17 protein-coding genes are annotated in these 17,564 nt (G+C 66.2%); 11 read left to right on the top strand and 6 right to left on the bottom strand.

What is annotated here, in order from left to right; all coding sequences use genetic code 11:
• The 3 genes from BC1002_RS08060 (at position 1) to BC1002_RS08050 (ending at position 3,012) form a co-directional block, all read left to right on the top strand.
• Positions 1–663, top strand: a complete 663-nt coding sequence (locus tag BC1002_RS08060; protein ID WP_013089562.1) for a response regulator — start codon at positions 1–3, stop codon at positions 661–663.
• Positions 660–2,021 carry an ATP-binding protein gene (locus tag BC1002_RS08055; RefSeq protein ID WP_013089561.1) on the top strand — a complete coding sequence of 454 codons (1,362 nt, stop codon included), beginning with the start codon at positions 660–662 and terminating at the stop codon, positions 2,019–2,021. Before BC1002_RS08060 ends, BC1002_RS08055 begins: the two co-directional genes overlap by 4 nt.
• A gap of 91 nt (positions 2,022–2,112) precedes the next feature.
• A complete protein-coding gene (locus BC1002_RS08050) occupies positions 2,113–3,012 on the top strand; it encodes a ProQ/FinO family protein (RefSeq protein WP_013089560.1) in 900 nt (299 codons plus the stop codon).
• Between the two features lie 27 nt (positions 3,013–3,039).
• Here the strand turns inward: BC1002_RS08050 and BC1002_RS08045 are convergent, their stop codons facing one another.
• Positions 3,040–4,389, bottom strand: coding sequence for a TAXI family TRAP transporter solute-binding subunit (locus BC1002_RS08045; protein WP_013089559.1), 1,350 nt, complete (start codon positions 4,387–4,389; stop codon positions 3,040–3,042).
• A gap of 207 nt (positions 4,390–4,596) precedes the next feature.
• On the opposite strand from BC1002_RS08045, the gene BC1002_RS08040 reads away from it, so the two are divergent.
• The 3 genes from BC1002_RS08040 to BC1002_RS08030 all read left to right on the top strand — a co-directional run bounded on the left by BC1002_RS08040 (position 4,597) and on the right by BC1002_RS08030 (position 6,496).
• Positions 4,597–5,064, top strand: a complete 468-nt coding sequence (locus BC1002_RS08040) for a DUF2946 domain-containing protein (protein ID WP_013089558.1) — start codon at positions 4,597–4,599, stop codon at positions 5,062–5,064.
• A gap of 108 nt (positions 5,065–5,172) precedes the next feature.
• Positions 5,173–6,105, top strand: a complete 933-nt coding sequence (locus tag BC1002_RS08035; protein ID WP_013089557.1) for a hypothetical protein — start codon at positions 5,173–5,175, stop codon at positions 6,103–6,105.
• 19 nt (positions 6,106–6,124) lie between these two features.
• Positions 6,125–6,496: a copper resistance CopC family protein gene (locus BC1002_RS08030; protein ID WP_013089556.1), complete on the top strand. Its 372-nt coding sequence runs from the start codon at positions 6,125–6,127 to the stop codon at positions 6,494–6,496.
• A 35-nt stretch (positions 6,497–6,531) separates the two neighbouring features.
• Here the strand turns inward: BC1002_RS08030 and BC1002_RS08025 are convergent, their stop codons facing one another.
• Together BC1002_RS08025 and BC1002_RS08020 are read right to left on the bottom strand one after the other, a co-directional pair.
• Positions 6,532–7,419 carry a LysR family transcriptional regulator gene (locus BC1002_RS08025; RefSeq protein ID WP_013089555.1) on the bottom strand — a complete coding sequence of 296 codons (888 nt, stop codon included), beginning with the start codon at positions 7,417–7,419 and terminating at the stop codon, positions 6,532–6,534.
• 130 nt (positions 7,420–7,549) lie between these two features.
• The gene (locus BC1002_RS08020) at positions 7,550–7,768 is read right to left on the bottom strand and encodes a LysR substrate-binding domain-containing protein (RefSeq protein ID WP_238537884.1); all 219 of its coding nucleotides are present in this window, start codon (positions 7,766–7,768) and stop codon (positions 7,550–7,552) included.
• Between the two features lie 590 nt (positions 7,769–8,358).
• Between BC1002_RS08020 and BC1002_RS08015 the strand changes: the two genes are divergently transcribed.
• Positions 8,359–9,105 carry a glucose 1-dehydrogenase gene (locus BC1002_RS08015; RefSeq protein WP_013089554.1) on the top strand — a complete coding sequence of 249 codons (747 nt, stop codon included), beginning with the start codon at positions 8,359–8,361 and terminating at the stop codon, positions 9,103–9,105.
• 114 nt (positions 9,106–9,219) lie between these two features.
• On the opposite strand, the gene BC1002_RS08010 is transcribed toward BC1002_RS08015, so the two are convergent.
• Positions 9,220–10,119 carry a LysR substrate-binding domain-containing protein gene (locus tag BC1002_RS08010; protein WP_013089553.1) on the bottom strand — a complete coding sequence of 300 codons (900 nt, stop codon included), beginning with the start codon at positions 10,117–10,119 and terminating at the stop codon, positions 9,220–9,222.
• 116 nt (positions 10,120–10,235) lie between these two features.
• On the opposite strand from BC1002_RS08010, the gene BC1002_RS08005 reads away from it, so the two are divergent.
• Complete coding sequence (locus BC1002_RS08005; protein ID WP_013089552.1) at positions 10,236–11,489, top strand: 2-aminoethylphosphonate--pyruvate transaminase; 1,254 nt, start codon at positions 10,236–10,238, stop codon at positions 11,487–11,489.
• Between the two features lie 48 nt (positions 11,490–11,537).
• The gene (phnX, locus tag BC1002_RS08000; RefSeq protein ID WP_013089551.1) at positions 11,538–12,341 is read left to right on the top strand and encodes a phosphonoacetaldehyde hydrolase; all 804 of its coding nucleotides are present in this window, start codon (positions 11,538–11,540) and stop codon (positions 12,339–12,341) included.
• Positions 12,342–12,359: 18 nt separating this feature from the next.
• Here phnX and BC1002_RS07995 read toward each other — a convergent pair whose 3' ends face one another.
• Both BC1002_RS07995 and BC1002_RS07990 read right to left on the bottom strand, forming a co-directional pair.
• The gene (locus tag BC1002_RS07995) at positions 12,360–13,289 is read right to left on the bottom strand and encodes a LysR family transcriptional regulator (RefSeq protein ID WP_013089550.1); all 930 of its coding nucleotides are present in this window, start codon (positions 13,287–13,289) and stop codon (positions 12,360–12,362) included.
• A gap of 62 nt (positions 13,290–13,351) precedes the next feature.
• Positions 13,352–14,569 (bottom strand): amidohydrolase family protein, encoded by a 1,218-nt coding sequence (locus BC1002_RS07990; RefSeq protein WP_013089549.1) that lies wholly within the window; start codon positions 14,567–14,569, stop codon positions 13,352–13,354.
• Between the two features lie 319 nt (positions 14,570–14,888).
• Here BC1002_RS07990 and argG point away from each other — a divergent pair, with 319 nt between their 5' ends.
• Both argG and BC1002_RS07980 read left to right on the top strand, forming a co-directional pair.
• On the top strand, positions 14,889–16,220 hold the full coding sequence (gene argG, locus BC1002_RS07985; protein WP_013089548.1) for an argininosuccinate synthase: 1,332 nt from the start codon (positions 14,889–14,891) through the stop codon (positions 16,218–16,220).
• 182 nt (positions 16,221–16,402) lie between these two features.
• Positions 16,403–17,434, top strand: coding sequence for a diguanylate cyclase (locus BC1002_RS07980; RefSeq protein ID WP_013089547.1), 1,032 nt, complete (start codon positions 16,403–16,405; stop codon positions 17,432–17,434).
• Positions 17,435–17,564: the final 130 nt, after the last annotated feature.

The raw sequence follows: 17,564 nt of genomic DNA, 5'->3' as shown, positions 1-17,564 counted from the left end.
ATGCGCCTGCTATTGGTCGAAGACGACGACATGATCGCGGAATCGGTGCTGGGCGCGATGCGGCGCGCCGGCTACGCGATCGACTGGGCCGAGGACGGCCGCGCGGCGGAACTGTCGCTCGATAACGGCGTATACGACCTCGTGCTGCTCGACCTCGGGCTGCCGAAAAAAGACGGCGTCGCCGTGCTGAACGCGTATCGCCGCAACGGCGGCGCGGCGCCGGTAATCATCCTGACCGCACGCGACGCGATCGACGAACGCATCCGCGGTCTCGACGCCGGCGCCGACGACTACCTGGTCAAGCCGTTCGATCTCGACGAACTGGCCGCCCGCATTCGCGCGCTGCTGCGCCGGCGCACCGGCCAGAAGCAGCCGGTCTACAGCCACGGCGAACTGACGCTCGACCCCGCCGCGCATGAAGTCACCAAGGACGGCGTGCCGCTGCCGCTGGTGCCGCGCGAATTCGCGTTGCTGCAGGCGCTGATCGAGGAGCCGACCCGCGTGTTCACGAAGGCCGAGCTCGAAGAAAAGCTGTACGGCTGGGGCGAGGAAGTCGGCAGCAACACGATCGAAGTGCACGTGCACAGTCTGCGGCGCAAGATCGGCGCGGACCAGGTCGTGACCGTGCGCGGGGTCGGCTACCGCCTGAAGAGGTGCGGATGACGTCGATTCGCCGCTGGCTGCTCGGCTGGCTGATCTTCGGCATGGCGGTGGCGTCGATGGTCGCGGCTTTCGCGATCTTCCATACCGCGCGGCGCGAGGCGAGCGAGCTGTTCGACTACGAACTGCGCACCGTCGCGCTGTCGCTGCCGTCGTCGTTGAGCGGTGCGGGCCTGCTCGAGCGTCGGGACCCCGACCTCGGCGATCTCGCCGACGACCGCATCGTCATCGAGATCTGGGACAAGAGCGGCACGCTCGTCTATCACTCCTCGCAGGCGCCGATGTTCGACCGTCTGGCGCCGGGGTTTCACACGGTGCCGCGCGGCGAGTACCACTGGCGCATCTTCGGCGTCGCGCAGCCAGACCGCTACGTGCAGGTCGCGCAGCCCGTCTCGGTGCGCGAGGACCTCGCGTTGCATCTCGCGCTGCACACGCTGTGGCCGCTCGGCGTGCTGCTGCCGGTGACGATCGCGCTGATGCTGCTGCTGGTCGCGCGCGGGCTCGCGCCGATCGGCGCGCTGTCGCGCGCGCTCGCGACGCGTTCGATCGATTCGCTCGAACCGCTGCGGCTCGACGGCAACGTGCCGGTCGAAATCCGTCCGCTCGTCGAAGCGCTGAACGATCTGCTGCAACGGCTGCATACGGCGTCGCAGGCGCAGCGCACGTTCATCGCCGATGCCGCGCACGAACTGCGCTCGCCGCTCGCGGCGCTAAAGCTGCAACTGCAGGCGGCGTCGCGCGATGGCTCGCTGAAGGGCGAGGGGCAGACGCTCGAGCGCGTCGCAAGCCGGGTGAACCGGATCATTCACCTTGTGCAGCAACTGCTGACGCTCGCGCGCGAAGATGCGCAGCCGGTCACGTCGACGGTGCCGGTCAGCCTGCGCCGCATCGGCGAGCAGGCGGTCAGCGATTGTTCCGTGCTCGCGGAGCTGCGCGACATCGATCTCGGCCTCGAATGCGAACAGGGGCGCACGCCGAACGACGCCTATACGGTGCTCGCCGAGCCGCACAGTATCAGCGTGTTGTTAGGGAATCTGATCAATAACGCGATTCGTCATACGCCGCGGGGCGGCCGTGTCGACGTGGTGCTGCGGCGCACGGGCGAACGGGTTGGCTTCGAGGTCGTCGATAGCGGCTCGGGGATTCCGGAGGCGGAGCTCGAGCGCGTGTTCGACCGTTTCTATCGCGGCGAGGAGTCGAAGGGCGAGGGCAGCGGGCTCGGACTCGCGATCGTCGCGCGGATCGCCGAGCGGCATCAGCTCGGGCTGTCGCTGCGCAACAATGTCGGCGCGCCCGGTTTGCGGGTGTCGGTCACGGGGCTGCGCGCGCCCGCTGCCGACGCACCCGTCACGGCCAATTGACGACCGTCACCGCGGCTAGGGGTTGTCACAAGCAGATAGGCGCACGCTGCTACAATCTCATTTTTACAGATCGACAGATTGGTTGTGCACTATGGGTTTCGAACAACTCGCTGAACTGAAGAAGCAACTGGCCGCGGCGCGTGCCGCCGCCGAGTCGGCCGGCAAGCCCGATCGCAAATCGGCCGCGCGCCCCGCTTCGAAGTCCGCTGGCAAGCCCGCTTCAAATCCTGGGGCACATCCTGGCTCTAACGCCGAGCGTGGCGCCAATCCGGGTGCGAAGCCCGGCGGCCGGCCCGGTGGTAAGCCGGCCGCGAAAGCCGGTGGTCGGCCGGACGGCAAGCCGGGTTCGCGACCCGGCCGCCCGCAGCCGGCACGCCACGCCGCACCCGAGGGCGCCGCGCCCGCGAGGCCGGCGGCGGACGCCAAGCCGGTGGACCCGGTGGTGCGCTCCATCGGTCGTCTGCAAAAACGCTTCCCGGTGGCTTTCCCGAAGAATCCGGCTCCGAAGCTGCCGCTGAAGATCGGCGTTTTCGAAGACCTCGTCGTGCATGCGAAGGAGCTGTCGCTGACCGAAGCCGAGCTGCGCGACGCGATCAAGACGTGGTGCCGTGGCGGGCGCTACTGGAAGAGTCTCGTCGAAGGCGCGGCGCGCGTCGATCTGGCGGGCGTCGAAGCTGGCAAGGTCACGGCGCAGGAAGCGGCCGGTGCGCAGCGCCTGCTCGCGCATCGCGCGGCGAAGGGCGCGCAGAAGGCCGCCGCGGCGACCGCAAGCGCGCATGCGCCGACCGATGCCGGTACCCCGTCCGGGGACGCGGCCGCCGACAAGCCGCAGGCCGAAGCAGCGGCAGCCGCGGAACAGGCGGTCGCTCAGGCGGATGCCGCTGCCGCAACGCCGGAGACCGTAGCGGCGAATCCCGCCGGCAGCGCGGACACCCAGGCGCAAACCAGCGCGCAACACGAACCGCAAGCCTCCACTTCATCCCAAGCCTAACTCTGGCATAACCCGTCGCGGCCTCGCTCAAGAGGCCATGACGGGCGGCGCAGCCGTCAGCCGGCTGCGCACGAATCCCACATGCTCCCGCAACACATAAAACGCGTCCGCATACGCTAGCGGCATGCGCAGGTGGTTCAGCGCCGCCTCGATCTCGTCCAGTTGCCCCAGTAGCTGCGTGCGCTCCTCGTCGGTTGCGCCGGCGAGCGCGTGCCGCTCGATCGCGATTAGCGAACCGTAATAGCGATAGATGCGCGAGCGCACCCGCCACCGGTACAACGCCGGAATCACCCGCATCGCGGGCAATAGCAGCACGGCGACCGGCAACAGCAGGACCAGCGTGCGATCGCCGATGCTCGCGAGCCAGAACGGCAGCGTCCGATACAAAAAGCCCTTGCCGGTCCGGTAGTAGCGCTGCGCGTCCTCCCTGATCGGGTATTCGTGCTCGACCGGGGTCGGGAACTGGCCGGCGTGCTGCAACAGGCCCGCGGCGCCATGCACTTCCTGCGCCGCCTCGATCAGCAGATCCGAGATCGCCGGATGCAGCGTGCTGCGCGCGACGAGTTCGACCGTCGGACTGATCAGATGGACGGTTTCTGGCGGAATGCGCCGCTTCAGATCGAGCACGCCGGGCGGCAGGTCGATCTGATCGAGAAACGGAAACACACGCGTATAGGCGCTCGCTTCGTCGAAATTCATCACCGAAATGCCGGGTACCCGCAACAGCCGCAGCATCAGGCCGCGCGTCGCCGAATCGCCGCTCAAAAGCGCCGCGTCGACCTCGCCGGCGACCAACTGCGTAGCGGCCTGCAGGCCGTCGCTCGGCACCAGCGTCGTCGCGCCGCCGGGCTCGATGCCGTTCGCCGCGAGCAGTTGCAGCGCGAGCAGCCGCGTGCCGCTGCCTTCGCGGCCTATTGCGATCCGCTTGCCTTCGAGCTGCGCCAGTTGTGTGAGCGCTGCGCCGCGATAGAACACGACGATCGGCACATAGAACACGCTGCCGAGCGACACCAGCGACGACGTATCCAGCCCTTGGGCCACGCCGCCTTGCACGAACGCGATATCGACTTGCTGCTTAGGGTCCAGCAGCCGTTGCAGGTTCTGCACGGAACCATCGGATTCGAGCACGTTCAGGCGGATGCCGTTGCGCGCGAGGATCTTGCGGTACTGGTTCGCGGTGACGACGAACGAGCTGTCGCCCGGGCCGGCGCTGATCGTGATCGTGCGCGGCGGCGCCGGATTGGCGATCCAGACGATCAGCACGATCGCGAACGCGATCAGCAGCGCCGTGATGAAGTAGGGCAGCAGGTGCTCGCGCCATTCGGCGCGCGTAGGTTCGGCGGGAAAGTGCGGAGGACGCGGACGCTGCGCTTTCATGAAGACTCCGTGCTGAAGCCGGGAGCAGGCATTGTCGCCCGTGCTGGGCGGCTTTGCCGTTGGCGGTTCGCTCTATTGACCGGGCGCGCGGCGCTCGACGGAGCCCGCCGGCCGCGGCCGGAGAATAATGGCGTACATGGCATAATTTGCCGCAAATCGTGGTCTGGCAGTAGTGGACAACACAACTCGCGGCGTGGCGCTGGGCGCATGTTGAATCGTCGGCATCGGAAGATCGGCAGCTGGCTCGGATTGCTCGCGATCCTGCTGACGACGCTCGCCCCGACGATCTCCCACACGCTAGCCGCATATCGCCACGCCGACGCGATGATGGGCGAGCATTGCCAGAGGGCGTCAGTGGACGACATCGCGTCGATGCCGGGCATGCGAATGCAGGACGACACGCCCGAACCCACCCAGGCCACCGCCAACCCGCCCGACAATTCCGACGACAGCGCCGACGCCGGCAATCCCACCGACCAGCACGCGCAGATGTCCGGCGACGCCTGCGGCTATTGCAGCCTGCTCGCGCATCTACCGTTGATGCCGAGCGTCGGCATGCTGTTCGTCGCCGTGGTCCGCGCGTGCCAGCACACGGCCGCGACGCGCTTTAACAGCGTGCGCCGTGTCGAACCGCTGACTTTCGCGCAGCCCCGCGCCCCGCCTTCCGCCTGCTGATCCGAATCACATACGACGCGATGCGCCGACCCGCATCGCGCTTGTTCGCGCGCGTCCGCTCGACGGCGCGCGCCGGCCTCGTCATCATCGATCAAACAGGATTCACTCATGCACACATCAGCAATGCGCGGTAGCCGTTCCCGGCGCGCGGCGCCGCTCGCCGCGGCCGCGGCCTATGTCGCCTACACCGCTTACTCCGCGTGCGGCGTCGTAGGCATCATCGCCGCGCCGTCGATCGCGCAGGCGCACGCGATCGCGGGCAACCGCGTCTTCCCCGCGACGCTCGCCGTCGACGACCCCGGCGTCGGGGACGAAGCCAACTTCGAATACGGCCATCAGCGCGTGCCCGGCGACAACGGCGACCAGAGCATCAACACGTTCAGCTTCGAGTACGACAAGCTGATCACGCCGCGTCTGGCCGTGTCGATCGACGGCGCGTACGCAATGCAGAACAACCCGCGCGCGGTGGGCTTCGATAACTTCGGCGTCGGCCTCAAGTACCTGCTGTACGTGAACGAGCCGCACGAGCTGATGACGTCGATCGGCGTCACTGCGGAGCTCGGCGGCACCGGCAGCCGCGCGATCGCCGACAACTTCTCGACGATCTCGCCGACCGTCTACATCGGCAAAGGCATGGGCGATTTGCCCGATTCGCTCGTGTATCTGCGTCCGGTCGCGATCACGGCAGAGGCGGGCCCCGCGCTCACCACCGGCGCGGGTCAGCCGAACGCGTTCAACTACGGCTTCACCGTGCAGTACAGCCTGCCGTATCTGCAGCAGCACGTGCACGACACCGGTCTGCCGCAGCCGTTCGCGAACCTGATCCCGCTCGTCGAGATTCCGCTGTCGCGCAGCCAGGGGCAGACGACCGGCACGATCAATCCGGGCTTCATCTGGATCAATCGCTATGGACAGTTCGGCGTCGAGGCGCAGATTCCGATCAACCGCGCGAGCGGCTCGCACGTCGGCATCCTGGTGCAGGCACATCTGTTCTTCGACGACATTGCGCCGAGCACGCTCGGCAAGCCGCTGTTCCCATGAGTAGCGCAGGAGAAAGAAGATGAACGACAGCTTCAAACGTCTCGCGATGCGCGTGGCGGCACTGATCGCCGGCGTGACGCTCGCGAGCGCGGCACTCGCGCATGTGTTTCCGCAGAAGCAGGAGCCGGGCGCGGGCACATCGGTGGCCGCGCCCGCGCAGGTCAAGGTGACCTTCGACGGGCCGCTCGAACCGGCGTTCAGCTCGCTGAGCGTCACCGATGCGAGCGGCAGGCAGGTTGGCACGCAGAAGTCATCGGTGGATGCGCAGCAGCCCGCGGTGATGACCCTGCCGCTGCCGACGCTCGCGGCCGGGCACTACACCGTGCATTGGGTCGCGGTGGCGTCGGACGGGCATCGAACGCATGGGGACTATGGGTTCGATGTGAAGTAGGGCGACACGATGCGCGGTGCTCGCGCAAGCGGCGCTCAAACTCGCTTGAACAGCTGCCGTGCGAGCGAGCACATCAGCATCGTCGCGGGCGATTCGTCCTGCAGGCGCCGGCTCATGATGATCGGCGACGCGGCGCTTGCCGACGGAATCGGCCGGTACGCGACGCCATGCGCGCGCAAGCCCTCGACGCTCTCCGGCACCAGACACACGCCGACCTGCGCGGCGACCAGACCGAGCGCGGTTTGCAACTCCCGCACTTCGTGAATCGCTTTCGGCTCCAGCGCCTGATCGTGCATCGCCGAGATCTGTTGGTCGGCATAGCTCGGCCGCGGCGTGCTCGGATAGACGATCAGCGTTTCCTCGGCGAGCGCAGCGAGCGTCAGCGGCTTCTTCTGCCGCGCGAGCGGATGGTCCTGCGGCAACGCGGCGATCATCCGTTCCTCGACCAGCACTTCGCGCGCGAGTTGCGCATCGTCGAAGCGCAGGCGGCCGAAGCCGACGTCGATGCGGCCGCCTTTGAGCGCGGCCAACTGCTCGATCGTGAACATCTCGATCAGCGATAGCTCGATATGCGGCGCGGCCTCGCGAAACGAGCGGATCACCGCGGGCAGCGCGCCATACAGCGTCGACGGCACGAAGCCGATCACGATGCGCTCCGCGAGTTGTGCGAGCCGGCGCGTGAGCGGCGCGAGCTCATCGGCTTCATCGATCAGACGTTTCGCCTGGGTGTAGAAAATGCGGCCGGCTTCGGTGAGCCGCAACGGCCGCGAGCCGCGCTCGAACAGCGGCAGGCCGACGTCTTCCTCGATCTGCTGGATCTGCCGTGACAGCGGCGGCTGTGTCATATGCAGACGATTGGCCGCCCGCGTGATGTTCATCTCTTCGGCGACCGCGATGAAGTAGCGAAGTTGGCGAAATTCCATGCATGCCTCAGAGGTGTGATGCGTCGGCTATCAGGTTGGTGTTGGAATGCCGCGCGCTGAGTGTCCGTTTACTGCTCCATGCTCCCGCCGGAGCGCTCCGCGAAGGCAACGAATGATAGCAACAGCGCCGTCAAATTCCGGCCAGATGGCGCACGAGCGCCTTTTCCGCGCGCGGCAGCGCATTCAGCTCGCGCATGCAGATCAGCAGGCGGCGTGTCGCCCACGGATCGCTGAGCTCGATCGTGCGCAGACCCGATGTGCCCCGATAGCGCCTCGCCGCGGTGGCCGGCACGATGCCGATGCCCGCGCCCTGTTCGACCATGCGGCAGACGCCGTCGAAGGTGCGCACATTCGCGTTCGTCGTGCCGGCAGTACCCTATCTGTGGGGCCCGACGAGTTTTAGTCGCTGGTTCTTTATCTGTCTGCTTGGCTTCGGCGTTCAATCAATGGCGCGCGTGTTCGTTCAACTGACGTCAGGGCAGCGGATAGCGGAGGAGGGAGATCATGTGGCCCATTATTCTCGATACGCTAGGTGCGCTCGCGGTGCTCGCGAGCGTGGCGGCGCAGATCGCGCTGTTGCACAAGCGGTGAATCAAAGTGCGGTGAACAAGGGCGCTTTTAGTGTGTAGCGCCTGATCGTGGCGTCCACCCGTAGCAGGCTAACGCGTTGATCAGGGTCGCGATACATCGCGTACCAGATCAGCGCGTATTGCCCGAAATTTTCGTAAGCCCCTCGTAAACAGATCCAACGAAATCCGCTTCGAATCGATTGTTCGTCGGAAGCGGCGTGTCAATTCGCCTCGAGCCGCTTTATCCGAGCTCACGCGATGCCTAAATTTACGACCTGTGACAGCGCCACTGCATTTCCAGCTTTTAGCGGCGTGGACCTCGCGACTTCTCGCGAGGCATGCCGGCGCGAACCATTGAAAGGACACGATGATGAGCAAGCTCACAGGCAAGGTAGCGGTTGTAACGGGTGCATCGAAAGGCATCGGTGCGGCGATTGCGAAGGCATTGGCGGCGCAAGGCGCGTCGGTCGTGGTGAACTATGCGTCGAGCCGCGCGGGCGCGGACAAGGTGGTCGCCGATATCACCGCGGCGGGGGGCAAGGCGGTCGCGGTCGGCGGCGACGTGTCGAAGGCCGCGGACGCGAAGGGCATCATCGATACGGCGATCGAAACCTATGGCCGGCTCGACGTTCTCGTCAACAACTCGGGTGTCTATGAATTCGCGACGCTCGAAGAGATCACCGAAGCGCATTTTCATAAGCACTTCGATGTGAACGTGCTGGGTCTGCTGCTGGTGACGCAGGCGGCGGCCAAGCATCTGGGCGAAGGCGGCAGCATCGTCAACGTAAGCTCGGTCGTGACCCGCATCACACCGGCGACCACCGCGGTCTACACGGCGACCAAGGGAGCGGTCGATGCGATCACCGGCGTGCTCGCGAAGGAACTCGGTCCGCGCAAGATCCGCGTGAATTCGGTGAATCCGGGCGTGGTCGAAACCGAAGGCGCGCACACCGCCGGCGTGATGGGCTCGGAGTTCGAAACGTGGGCGATCAGCACGACGCCGCTCGGCCGTATCGGTCAACCCGACGATATCGCCGATGTCGTCACGTTCCTGGCTTCGGACGACTCGCGCTGGTTGACGGGCGAGAGCCTGATCGCGAGCGGCGGCTCGCGTTGAGTGCGACGGGTTGCCAACATTTCTGGCAACCCGCTCTTCAGATCGAGCGCGATAACGGATGGCGCGGCCGGTAGCACGACGGCCGCGCCGCTTGTTGTAGCGGCGGCGCGCGAGCTACGCGCGTTGAACCTCGCCGACCCGGACCTCGGTTTCCGCTCCCGGCAATTCCACCGCAAAAAACGCGTCGAGCAGATTCGAACCCGGCCGCTCGGCGAGCCGCGTCAGCGATTCGATCATCTGCACGCGGCAATCGACCAGCGGCACCATCCGGATGCGCCGCGACTCGTTGAACTCTGCGCGCGCAATCACGCCGACCCCGATTCCCTGCGCGACCGCTTCCTCCAGCGCCTCGCGGCCATCGACGTACATGACCGGCTCGACCTGCAACGACTCGCGCACGAGCTCGATTTCGAGCAGTTGTTGGGTGACCGATTGCGGCTCGCGGAAGATCATCGGCTGTTCGACGAGCTCCGCGTAGCTGAGGCGGCGCTTCTTCGCGGCCGGATAGCTGGCCGGCACCATCGCGACCAGCGGATCGCGCCGCAACACGCGCGACTGCAAACGGCTATGCACCTGCGGCGCGGCCGTGATCGCCGCATCGACCGCGCTCGACAGCACGCGCTGCATGCACTCGGCCGCATTGGCGATCGACAGCGTGACGACGATCCCCGGATGCCGCCGGCGAAACGCGCCGATCAGCGCGACGGCGAGATCGGGCGCATCGGCCGCGAGCGATAGCGAACCCGACTCCAGCCCGCCCGCCGATTCGAGCAACTGCCGCGCGTCGCGCTCGCAGCTGAGCATATGCCGCGTCACGCTGAACAGGCGCAGCCCGAGTTCGGTCGTCGCCACGCCGCGCGGCCCGCGCTCGAACAGCTTGACGCCGTAATCCTGTTCGAGCCGCCGCACATGGTCCGACACCGCCGGCTGCGTCAACGACAACGCCTGTGCCGCTTTCGAAAAGCCGCCATGTTCGGCGACCGCATGAAACGCCCGCAATTGCGCGTATTGCACGTGTGCCTCGCCGGGATAAGTTTTTACGATACCATCATCGATTATATCGATTTTACCGATGGATAGCGTTTCGGTATCGTGTGAGGTATCGACATAGCGATATCGGAGCACCCGACATGGAAAGCGCGATCGGCGGTTCAGCGGCGGCATTGAGCGTTGCGGCCGCGGCAACATCGATCACCCGTGGCACCACCTCCTGCGCCGCGCCGGCTGGCGGCGAGCCTTACCTGTTGACACCGGGTCCGCTGACCACGGCACTATCGACGAAACAGGCGATGCTGCGCGACTGGGGCTCGTGGGACGGCGACTTCCGCGCGATGACCGCTCAGTTGCGCGCGAGCCTGCTCGAAATCGCCGGCGACACCGCCGGTGACTATGACTGCGTGCCGCTGCAGGGCAGCGGCAGCTACTGCGTCGAAGCGATGCTCGGCAGCCTGATTCCGCGCGACGGCCATGCGCTCGTGCTCGCGAACGGCGCGTACGGCAAGCGCGCGGCGACCACGCTCGGCTATCTCGGCCGCGCCTGCACGCTGCTCGACAAGGGCGACTATCTGCCGCCGCGCGGTGTCGAAGTCGAGCGCATGCTGGCCGCCGATCCGTCGATCACGCACGTGGTCGCGATCCACTGCGAAACGAGCTCCGGCATCCTCAATCCGCTCGAAGAGATTGCCGCCGCCGTCGCGAAGCACGGCCGCAAGCTGCTGATCGATTCGATGAGCGCCTTCGGCGCGGTGCCGCTCGACGTGCGGCAGATCGCGTGCGAGGCGTTCGTGTCGTCAGCGAACAAGTGCATCGAGGGCGTGCCGGGTTTCGGCTTCGTGATCGCGCGCAAGAGCGCGCTCTCCGAGGCGAAGGGCCGCAGCCATTCGCTCGCGCTCGATCTCCACGATCAATGGGATGTGATGAATCGCACGGGCCAGTGGCGCTTCACGCCGCCCACGCATACGGTGGCGGCGTTCCTCGAGGCGCTGCGGCTTTTCAAGCTCGAAGGCGGCCAGCCCGCGCGGCTCGCGCGCTACGCGAACAATCGCGACGTGCTGGTGGCCGGCATGCACGAGCTCGGCTTCGAGCCGCTGCTCAGCGCGCATTGGCGCTCGCCGATCATCGTGACGTTTTTCTCGCCCGCGCATCCGTCGTTCGAATTCGCGCGCTTCTACGAGCTGATGAAGGAGCAGGGCTTCATCATCTATCCGGGCAAGCTGACGGTGGTCGACAGTTTCCGCATCGGCTGCATCGGTCTGGTCGACGGGCACGTGATGCGTCGCGTGATCGAGGCCTGCGCTCAAGCGCTGCGCGCGATGGGCGTCACGCACGCGGCGCCGCCACCCGCCGCGCTCGACGAACGCAAGGCGCTCGCCCAGGCGGCCTGAGCCGCGACAGCAAACCCAATACTTTCGGATTCCCGGGGATTCAAGCGGATGAAATACGTGAAGGCAGTGATTTTCGATTGGGCCGGCACGGTGGTCGACTACGGTTCACGCGCGCCGATGGGCGCCTTCGTCGAGACCTTCGAGCAGTTCGGCGTGCCGATCACGATCGACGAAGCACGCGGTCCGATGGGCATGGCCAAGCGACCGCATATCGCGGCGCTGATGGCGCTGCCGCGGGTCGCGCAGGCTTGGGCCGAGCGTCACGGCCACACGCCGACCGACGCCGATATCGACGCCGTGTACGACGTGTTCGTGCCGAAGAACATCGCGGTTGCGGCGAGTTATAGCGCGGTGATCCCGGGTGTCGCCGAAGTCGCGAGCGCACTGCGTCACGACGATATCCGCATCGGCACGACGACCGGCTATACCCGCGAGATCATCGACGAAATCGTACCGGGCGCGGCCGCGCAGGGTTTCTCGCCGGACAGCATCGTGTGCACCGGCGATACGCCGGAAGGACGTCCGTCGCCGTACATGATTTACCGGACGCTGCCGCAACTCGGCGTGTGGCGCGCGAAAGAGGCGATCAAGGTCGACGACACCGAGGTGGGCATCGAAGAAGGCATCAACGGCGGCACGTGGACGGTCGGCGTCGCGGTCAGCGGCAACGCCTTCGGCATGAGCGAGGCCGAGGTGAAGGCGTTGCCGGCCGACGAATTCGCCGCGCGCCGCAATGTCGCGACGGCCAGGCTGAAGGCGGCTGGCGCGCACTACGTGATCGACAGCGTCGCGGATCTGATGCCGGTCGTGTACGACATCGACGCGCGGCTCGCGCGCGGCGAGCGGCCCTGAAGCGTCAGCCCGATAACGTCACTTGAAGAAACCGACCGCGAGATCGATGAACTCGCGCACCTTGCGCGGCACGAACTCGCGGCTCGGGTACACCAGCGACACCGCCACATCGCCATTGAGCACCGCATAGCGGTCGAGCACGCGCACCAGCGTGCCGGCGCGCAACTCGTCCTCGACCATTTCGAGCGGCAACAGCGCGATGCCCATCGCGCCGAGCGCGGCCTGCTTCTGCATGATCATGCTGTTGACCGTGAACGAGGCATCGATCGCGATGCTCTCGCCACTGTCGTCGCCGCCCCCGCTCGCGCTGTCGGCGTCGCCGTCCCCCTTGCGGAAGATCCACATCGGGCCGGTCGTGTCGAACGGCGCGGCGATCAGCCGATGCCTGTCCAGATCCGCTGGCGTTCGCGGATGACCGGCCTGCGCCAGATACGCGGCCGCGGCCACCGGCACCGCGTGCGAGTTGATCAGACGCCGCACCACCAGCGACTCCGAGCGGATCATATGCTCGGTCACGATGCCGACGTCGAAACCGCCTTCGAGCAGATCGACCCGTTTTTCCGTCAGCGTGACGCGCAGGTTCACCTGCGGAAAGCGCGCCTGATATTCGGCGAACAGCGGCGTCAGCCGAAACAGCGAAAAACTGCCGAGCGCGACGATGCGCAGATCACCGGCCACCTCGCGCGACGCCGTGGTCGCGCGCGACTCCACTTCCTCCAGTTCGGCGAGCAGCACGCGGCAACCGTCCGCGTATTGCGCACCGGCCTCGGTCAGCACGACCTTGCGCGTGGTGCGTTGAAACAGCCGAATGCCGAGATGCTGTTCGAGGCTCGACACATGACGGGTGACGACCGACGTCGACACGTTCAGTTGCGCGGCGGCCTGCGCGAAGCTGCCGACATCGGCGACCTTGACGAAGGCCTGCATGGCCTGAAAAAGATTGATCATCTGAATGCAAGAAACGTCTTTGTTGTAGCGGGCGGCGGGGCCGTGTTCGCGCCCATGCCGAACTACCGCGCGAGCAGCGCGCCATCGCGCGCGACGACACGGCCGTTCGCGACCACCAGCTTGCGCACCGGCCGCGCGACGAGCGCATGCGCGAGCGTGTCGGCGTCGACCAGCACGAGATCGGCGCGCGCGCCCGGCTGCAATCCGTAAGCGTCGAATCCGCAGGCGCGCGCGGCGACGCCGCTGACGCAATCGAATGCGAGCGCGAGATCGTCGTCGCGGCGCAGGCCGTAGCGCATCGCGATCAGCATCGCCCTTTCCAGCATGTCGGGCGAGCCGTACGGCGTCCACGTGTCGCGAATCCCGTCGTTGCCACCGAATAGCGCGACGCGGTGCGCGAGACAAGCCGTGAGCGGCGGCACCGGCACCGACGGCGGCGCGGTGGTCAACAGCGCGACGCGCATCTCGGCGATACGCGCGAGCAGCGCATCGCGTTCGCGCTCGGGCAGCGCGCCGAGACAGAACGCGTGACTGACCACCACTTGCCCCTGCATGCCGTGCGCGGCGACGCGATCGAGCAGCAAACCGAGCGTGAACGCGCCGATCTCGCCGGGCTCGTGCAGATGAATGTCGATCGGTCTGCGGTGACGCTCGGCGAGCGCGAACGTCAGATCGAGCGACTTCACCGGATCGCCGTCGATCAGCGCGGGATCGAGCGCGCCGAGCACGTCGGCGCCCGCGGCCAGCGCCCGATCGAGCAGCGTGTCGGTGCCGTGCCGGCCGAGCAGCCCCGATTGCGGAAACGCGACGATCTGCAGGTCGAGCACGTCGCGCAGCGTGTCGCGCGTGGCCAGCACGCCGTCGAGATGGCGCAGGCCCGCGTCGGTGTCGATATCGACGTGCGTGCGCAGACGCGTCGTGCCGGCCGCCAGAAACGCGCGCGCGAGCGCGAGCGATTGCGCCCCCGCGTCGTGACCGCTTTCGGCGCGCCAGCGGCGCTCGTTTTCGATGCGGTCGGTCAGCTTCGGCCCGACTTCGTTGCGATACCAGCGCAAGCCCCAGTTGGTCTTGTCCAGATGCGTATGCCCTTCGACGAAACCGGGCAGCAGCAGCGCGTCGCCGCCGTCCTCGACGGGCACACCGGGCTCGCGCGGCAGAGCGGCGCCGAGCGCGGCGATCCGGCCATCGATAATCGACACCTCGACGCGCCGGCCGTCGGCGAGACGCACGTTGGTGATCAGCGAGGCGTTCGTCGTGGGGCGCGGGGTGGTCGTGGTCATGGGCGGCGGGCAACGGGAGAAAACGGGGCGAACGGGGTGCATGGGACACGCGGCCGGTGCATTGGCGCAACCCGCGATGCTACCCTGAGACGATAGTAAATCGTTCCCCGTCAGGACAGATAAAGCGTGAATTAATCCGGGAATTCGACACACCGGAATGGCGGCGGAGGGCCGCGCCAACCGGCAAAATCCAAGGCCGGACGGCGGTTCGCGGTATACTCCCGCGTAACTTGCCTGATCGCCAGGCTTGCACGATACTCAGCTGTTACCCCCAAATCTCCCCAAATCTCCCCGTACGTCGAGTTTAACGCTACTGCTTATGAGTACAATCCTTGAAAGTCTTCCGATCGGCCAGAAGGTCGGTATCGCGTTTTCCGGCGGCCTCGACACCAGCGCCGCGCTGCACTGGATGCGCAAGAAGGGCGCCGTGCCGTACGCCTATACGGCCAACCTCGGTCAGCCCGACGAAGACGATTACAATTCGATCCCGCGTCGCGCCACGGAATATGGCGCCGAAGGCGCGCGCCTGATCGACTGCCGCGCGCAGCTGGTCGCGGAAGGCATCGCAGCGCTGCAGTGCGGCGCGTTCCATATCTCGACGGCGGGCGTCACGTACTTCAACACGACGCCGATCGGCCGCGCCGTGACCGGCACGATGCTGGTTGCCGCGATGAAGGAAGACGGCGTCAACATCTGGGGTGACGGCAGCACGTACAAGGGCAACGACATCGAGCGTTTCTACCGCTACGGTCTGCTCGTCAATCCGGACCTGCAGATCTACAAGCCGTGGCTCGACCAGCTGTTCATCGACGAACTCGGCGGCCGCGCCGAAATGTCCGAGTTCATGCGCCAGTCTGGCTTCGACTACAAGATGTCGGCTGAAAAGGCCTATTCGACCGACTCGAACCTGCTCGGCGCGACGCATGAAGCGAAAGATCTCGAAAGCCTCGAGTCCGGCATCAAGATCGTGAACCCGATCATGGGCGTCGCGTTCTGGCGCGACGACGTGCAGATCGCCAGGGAAGAAGTGACGATCCGCTTCGAAGAAGGCCAGCCGGTCGCGCTGAACGGCCAGACGTTCCCGAACGCGGTCGAGCTGCTGCTCGAAGCGAACCGTATCGGCGGCCGTCATGGTCTCGGCATGAGCGACCAGATCGAGAACCGCATCATCGAGGCGAAGAGCCGCGGCATCTATGAAGCGCCGGGTCTCGCGCTGCTCAATATCGCTTACGAGCGTCTCGTCACCGGCATTCATAACGAAGACACGATCGAGCAGTTCCGCGAGAACGGCCGCCGCCTCGGCCGTCTGTTGTACCAGGGCCGCTGGTTCGATCCGCAAGCGATCATGCTGCGCGAAACCGCGCAGCGCTGGGTCGCGCGTGCTATCACCGGCGAAGTGACCGTCGAACTGCGCCGCGGCAACGACTACTCGATCCTCAGCACGAAGTCGCCGAACCTCACGTATCAGCCCGAGCGTCTGTCGATGGAGAAGGTCGCATCGACGTTCTCGCCGCGCGACCGCATCGGCCAGCTGACGATGCGCAACCTCGACATCAAGGATACGCGCGACAAGCTGCGGATTTACTCGCAGGCGGGTCTGCTGTCGTCGAACGAGACGTCGGCGCTGCCGCAGGTGAAGGGCGACAAGTAGTAAAGCGGCGCGTCTGATTATCTGAACGTCGCATCGATCGATGGGCCGGCTCGCGAGAGCCGGCCCATTTTCTTTGGGGCCGGCGGATGCGCTCCGGCGCGTGCGCGCGATCCCACATTCTGTGCTCAAGTTTGGCATGCCTATGCCGTTGACATAAGCTAATCCCATTCTGGAACCCTTCCGTGCAACTCGCTCACAGTAACGACCGCCTCGCCAGCCGGATGCCAGTCGACTCGACCGCCGGCGGCGAACCCGAGGTGGAGTCTTCGGTCATCGAGTGGCTGTTGCACGACGACCAGGTGATGCGCGAGTGCTTCACGCACGCGGCGGAGATTCTGAAGAGCGTGACCGGCGCGGCGATTACCGCGATCGTGCTGCTCGACGAGGAGTATCAGCACTATCGCGCCGAGGTCGGCATGGCGATGCCGCTCGTCACGCGCGCGCGTTCGCTCGCCGACTACGCGGTGCGCGACGCCGACCTGTTCGTGATCGAGGATGCGCACAACGACAGCCGCTTCGGCGAATGCATGCTGGTCAAGCGTCATCCGTTCGTGCGCTTTTACGCGGCGATCGCGTTGCGCGCGCCGAACGGCGAGATCGTTGGCGCGCTGTGCGCGATGGACCCGGCACCGGGCCGGCTCGACGCGGGCCAGCGTGGCGTGTTCTACCACTTGCGCGCGATGATCGAAAACGATCTGAAGATGCGCACGGCCACCGCGATCGATCCGCTCACGCAGTTGTACAACCGGCGCTTTCTGCTCGAAACCATCGCGCGACGCTGGAAGGAGGCGCGCGACGGTGACGTGATGGGCTCGGTAGTCGTCGACGTCGACTGGTTCAAGCAGTACAACGACACCTACGGTCATCAGGCCGGCGATCATTGTCTGCGGCTGGTCGCCTCGGTGATGCAGGCCGCCGCCGACAGCGAGCACTTCGTGGTCGGGCGCATGGGCGGCGAGGAGTTCGGGCTGGTGGTGCTCGACGCGCAAAGGTCGATGCTCGAAGACACGCTCGAAACGCTGCGCCAGGGCGTGGCGGACCTCGCGATCGAACATCGCGCGTCGCCGCTCGGGGTGGTGACGGTCAGCATTGGCGCATCGCTTACACGTATCAGCGAGTTGTCGCGGCCCGCGCATCGGGACGGTTTCGCGAGCGCCGACCGGGCGTTGTATCGCTCGAAGCATAACGGGCGAAATCGCGTGACGATGGCGTAGTGGACGTTCGGGATGGCGCCGGTACGGCTCGATCGTCAGTCATAGCGGCATGGCCTATAGGACCAACGTCCCATTTCCAACCGTTGCCATCGTGGCAATATCGAGGCGCGTAGCGAACGTCGACGCAGTC

The sequence above is a fragment of the Paraburkholderia atlantica genome (assembly GCF_000092885.1).
GTDB lineage: Bacteria > Pseudomonadota > Gammaproteobacteria > Burkholderiales > Burkholderiaceae > Paraburkholderia > Paraburkholderia atlantica.
Note: the sequence above shows the minus strand (reverse complement) of the source record. Positions and strands in the feature narration are given on the sequence as shown.

Bases quoted from the DNA above. Each gene is read 5' to 3' on its own strand.
- BC1002_RS08060 (WP_013089562.1), top strand. From the start codon at position 1: ATGCGCCTGCTATTGGTCGAAGACGACGACATGATCGCGGAATCGGTG.
- BC1002_RS08055 (WP_013089561.1), top strand. From the start codon at position 660: ATGACGTCGATTCGCCGCTGGCTGCTCGGCTGGCTGATCTTCGGCATG.
- BC1002_RS08050 (WP_013089560.1), top strand. From the start codon at position 2,113: ATGGGTTTCGAACAACTCGCTGAACTGAAGAAGCAACTGGCCGCGGCG.
- BC1002_RS08045 (WP_013089559.1), bottom strand. From the start codon at position 4,389: ATGAAAGCGCAGCGTCCGCGTCCTCCGCACTTTCCCGCCGAACCTACG.
- BC1002_RS08040 (WP_013089558.1), top strand. From the start codon at position 4,597: ATGTTGAATCGTCGGCATCGGAAGATCGGCAGCTGGCTCGGATTGCTC.
- BC1002_RS08035 (WP_013089557.1), top strand. From the start codon at position 5,173: ATGCACACATCAGCAATGCGCGGTAGCCGTTCCCGGCGCGCGGCGCCG.
- BC1002_RS08030 (WP_013089556.1), top strand. From the start codon at position 6,125: ATGAACGACAGCTTCAAACGTCTCGCGATGCGCGTGGCGGCACTGATC.
- BC1002_RS08025 (WP_013089555.1), bottom strand. From the start codon at position 7,419: ATGGAATTTCGCCAACTTCGCTACTTCATCGCGGTCGCCGAAGAGATG.
- BC1002_RS08015 (WP_013089554.1), top strand. From the start codon at position 8,359: ATGAGCAAGCTCACAGGCAAGGTAGCGGTTGTAACGGGTGCATCGAAA.
- BC1002_RS08005 (WP_013089552.1), top strand. From the start codon at position 10,236: ATGGAAAGCGCGATCGGCGGTTCAGCGGCGGCATTGAGCGTTGCGGCC.
- phnX (WP_013089551.1), top strand. From the start codon at position 11,538: ATGAAATACGTGAAGGCAGTGATTTTCGATTGGGCCGGCACGGTGGTC.
- BC1002_RS07995 (WP_013089550.1), bottom strand. From the start codon at position 13,289: ATGATCAATCTTTTTCAGGCCATGCAGGCCTTCGTCAAGGTCGCCGAT.
- BC1002_RS07990 (WP_013089549.1), bottom strand. From the start codon at position 14,569: ATGACCACGACCACCCCGCGCCCCACGACGAACGCCTCGCTGATCACC.
- argG (WP_013089548.1), top strand. From the start codon at position 14,889: ATGAGTACAATCCTTGAAAGTCTTCCGATCGGCCAGAAGGTCGGTATC.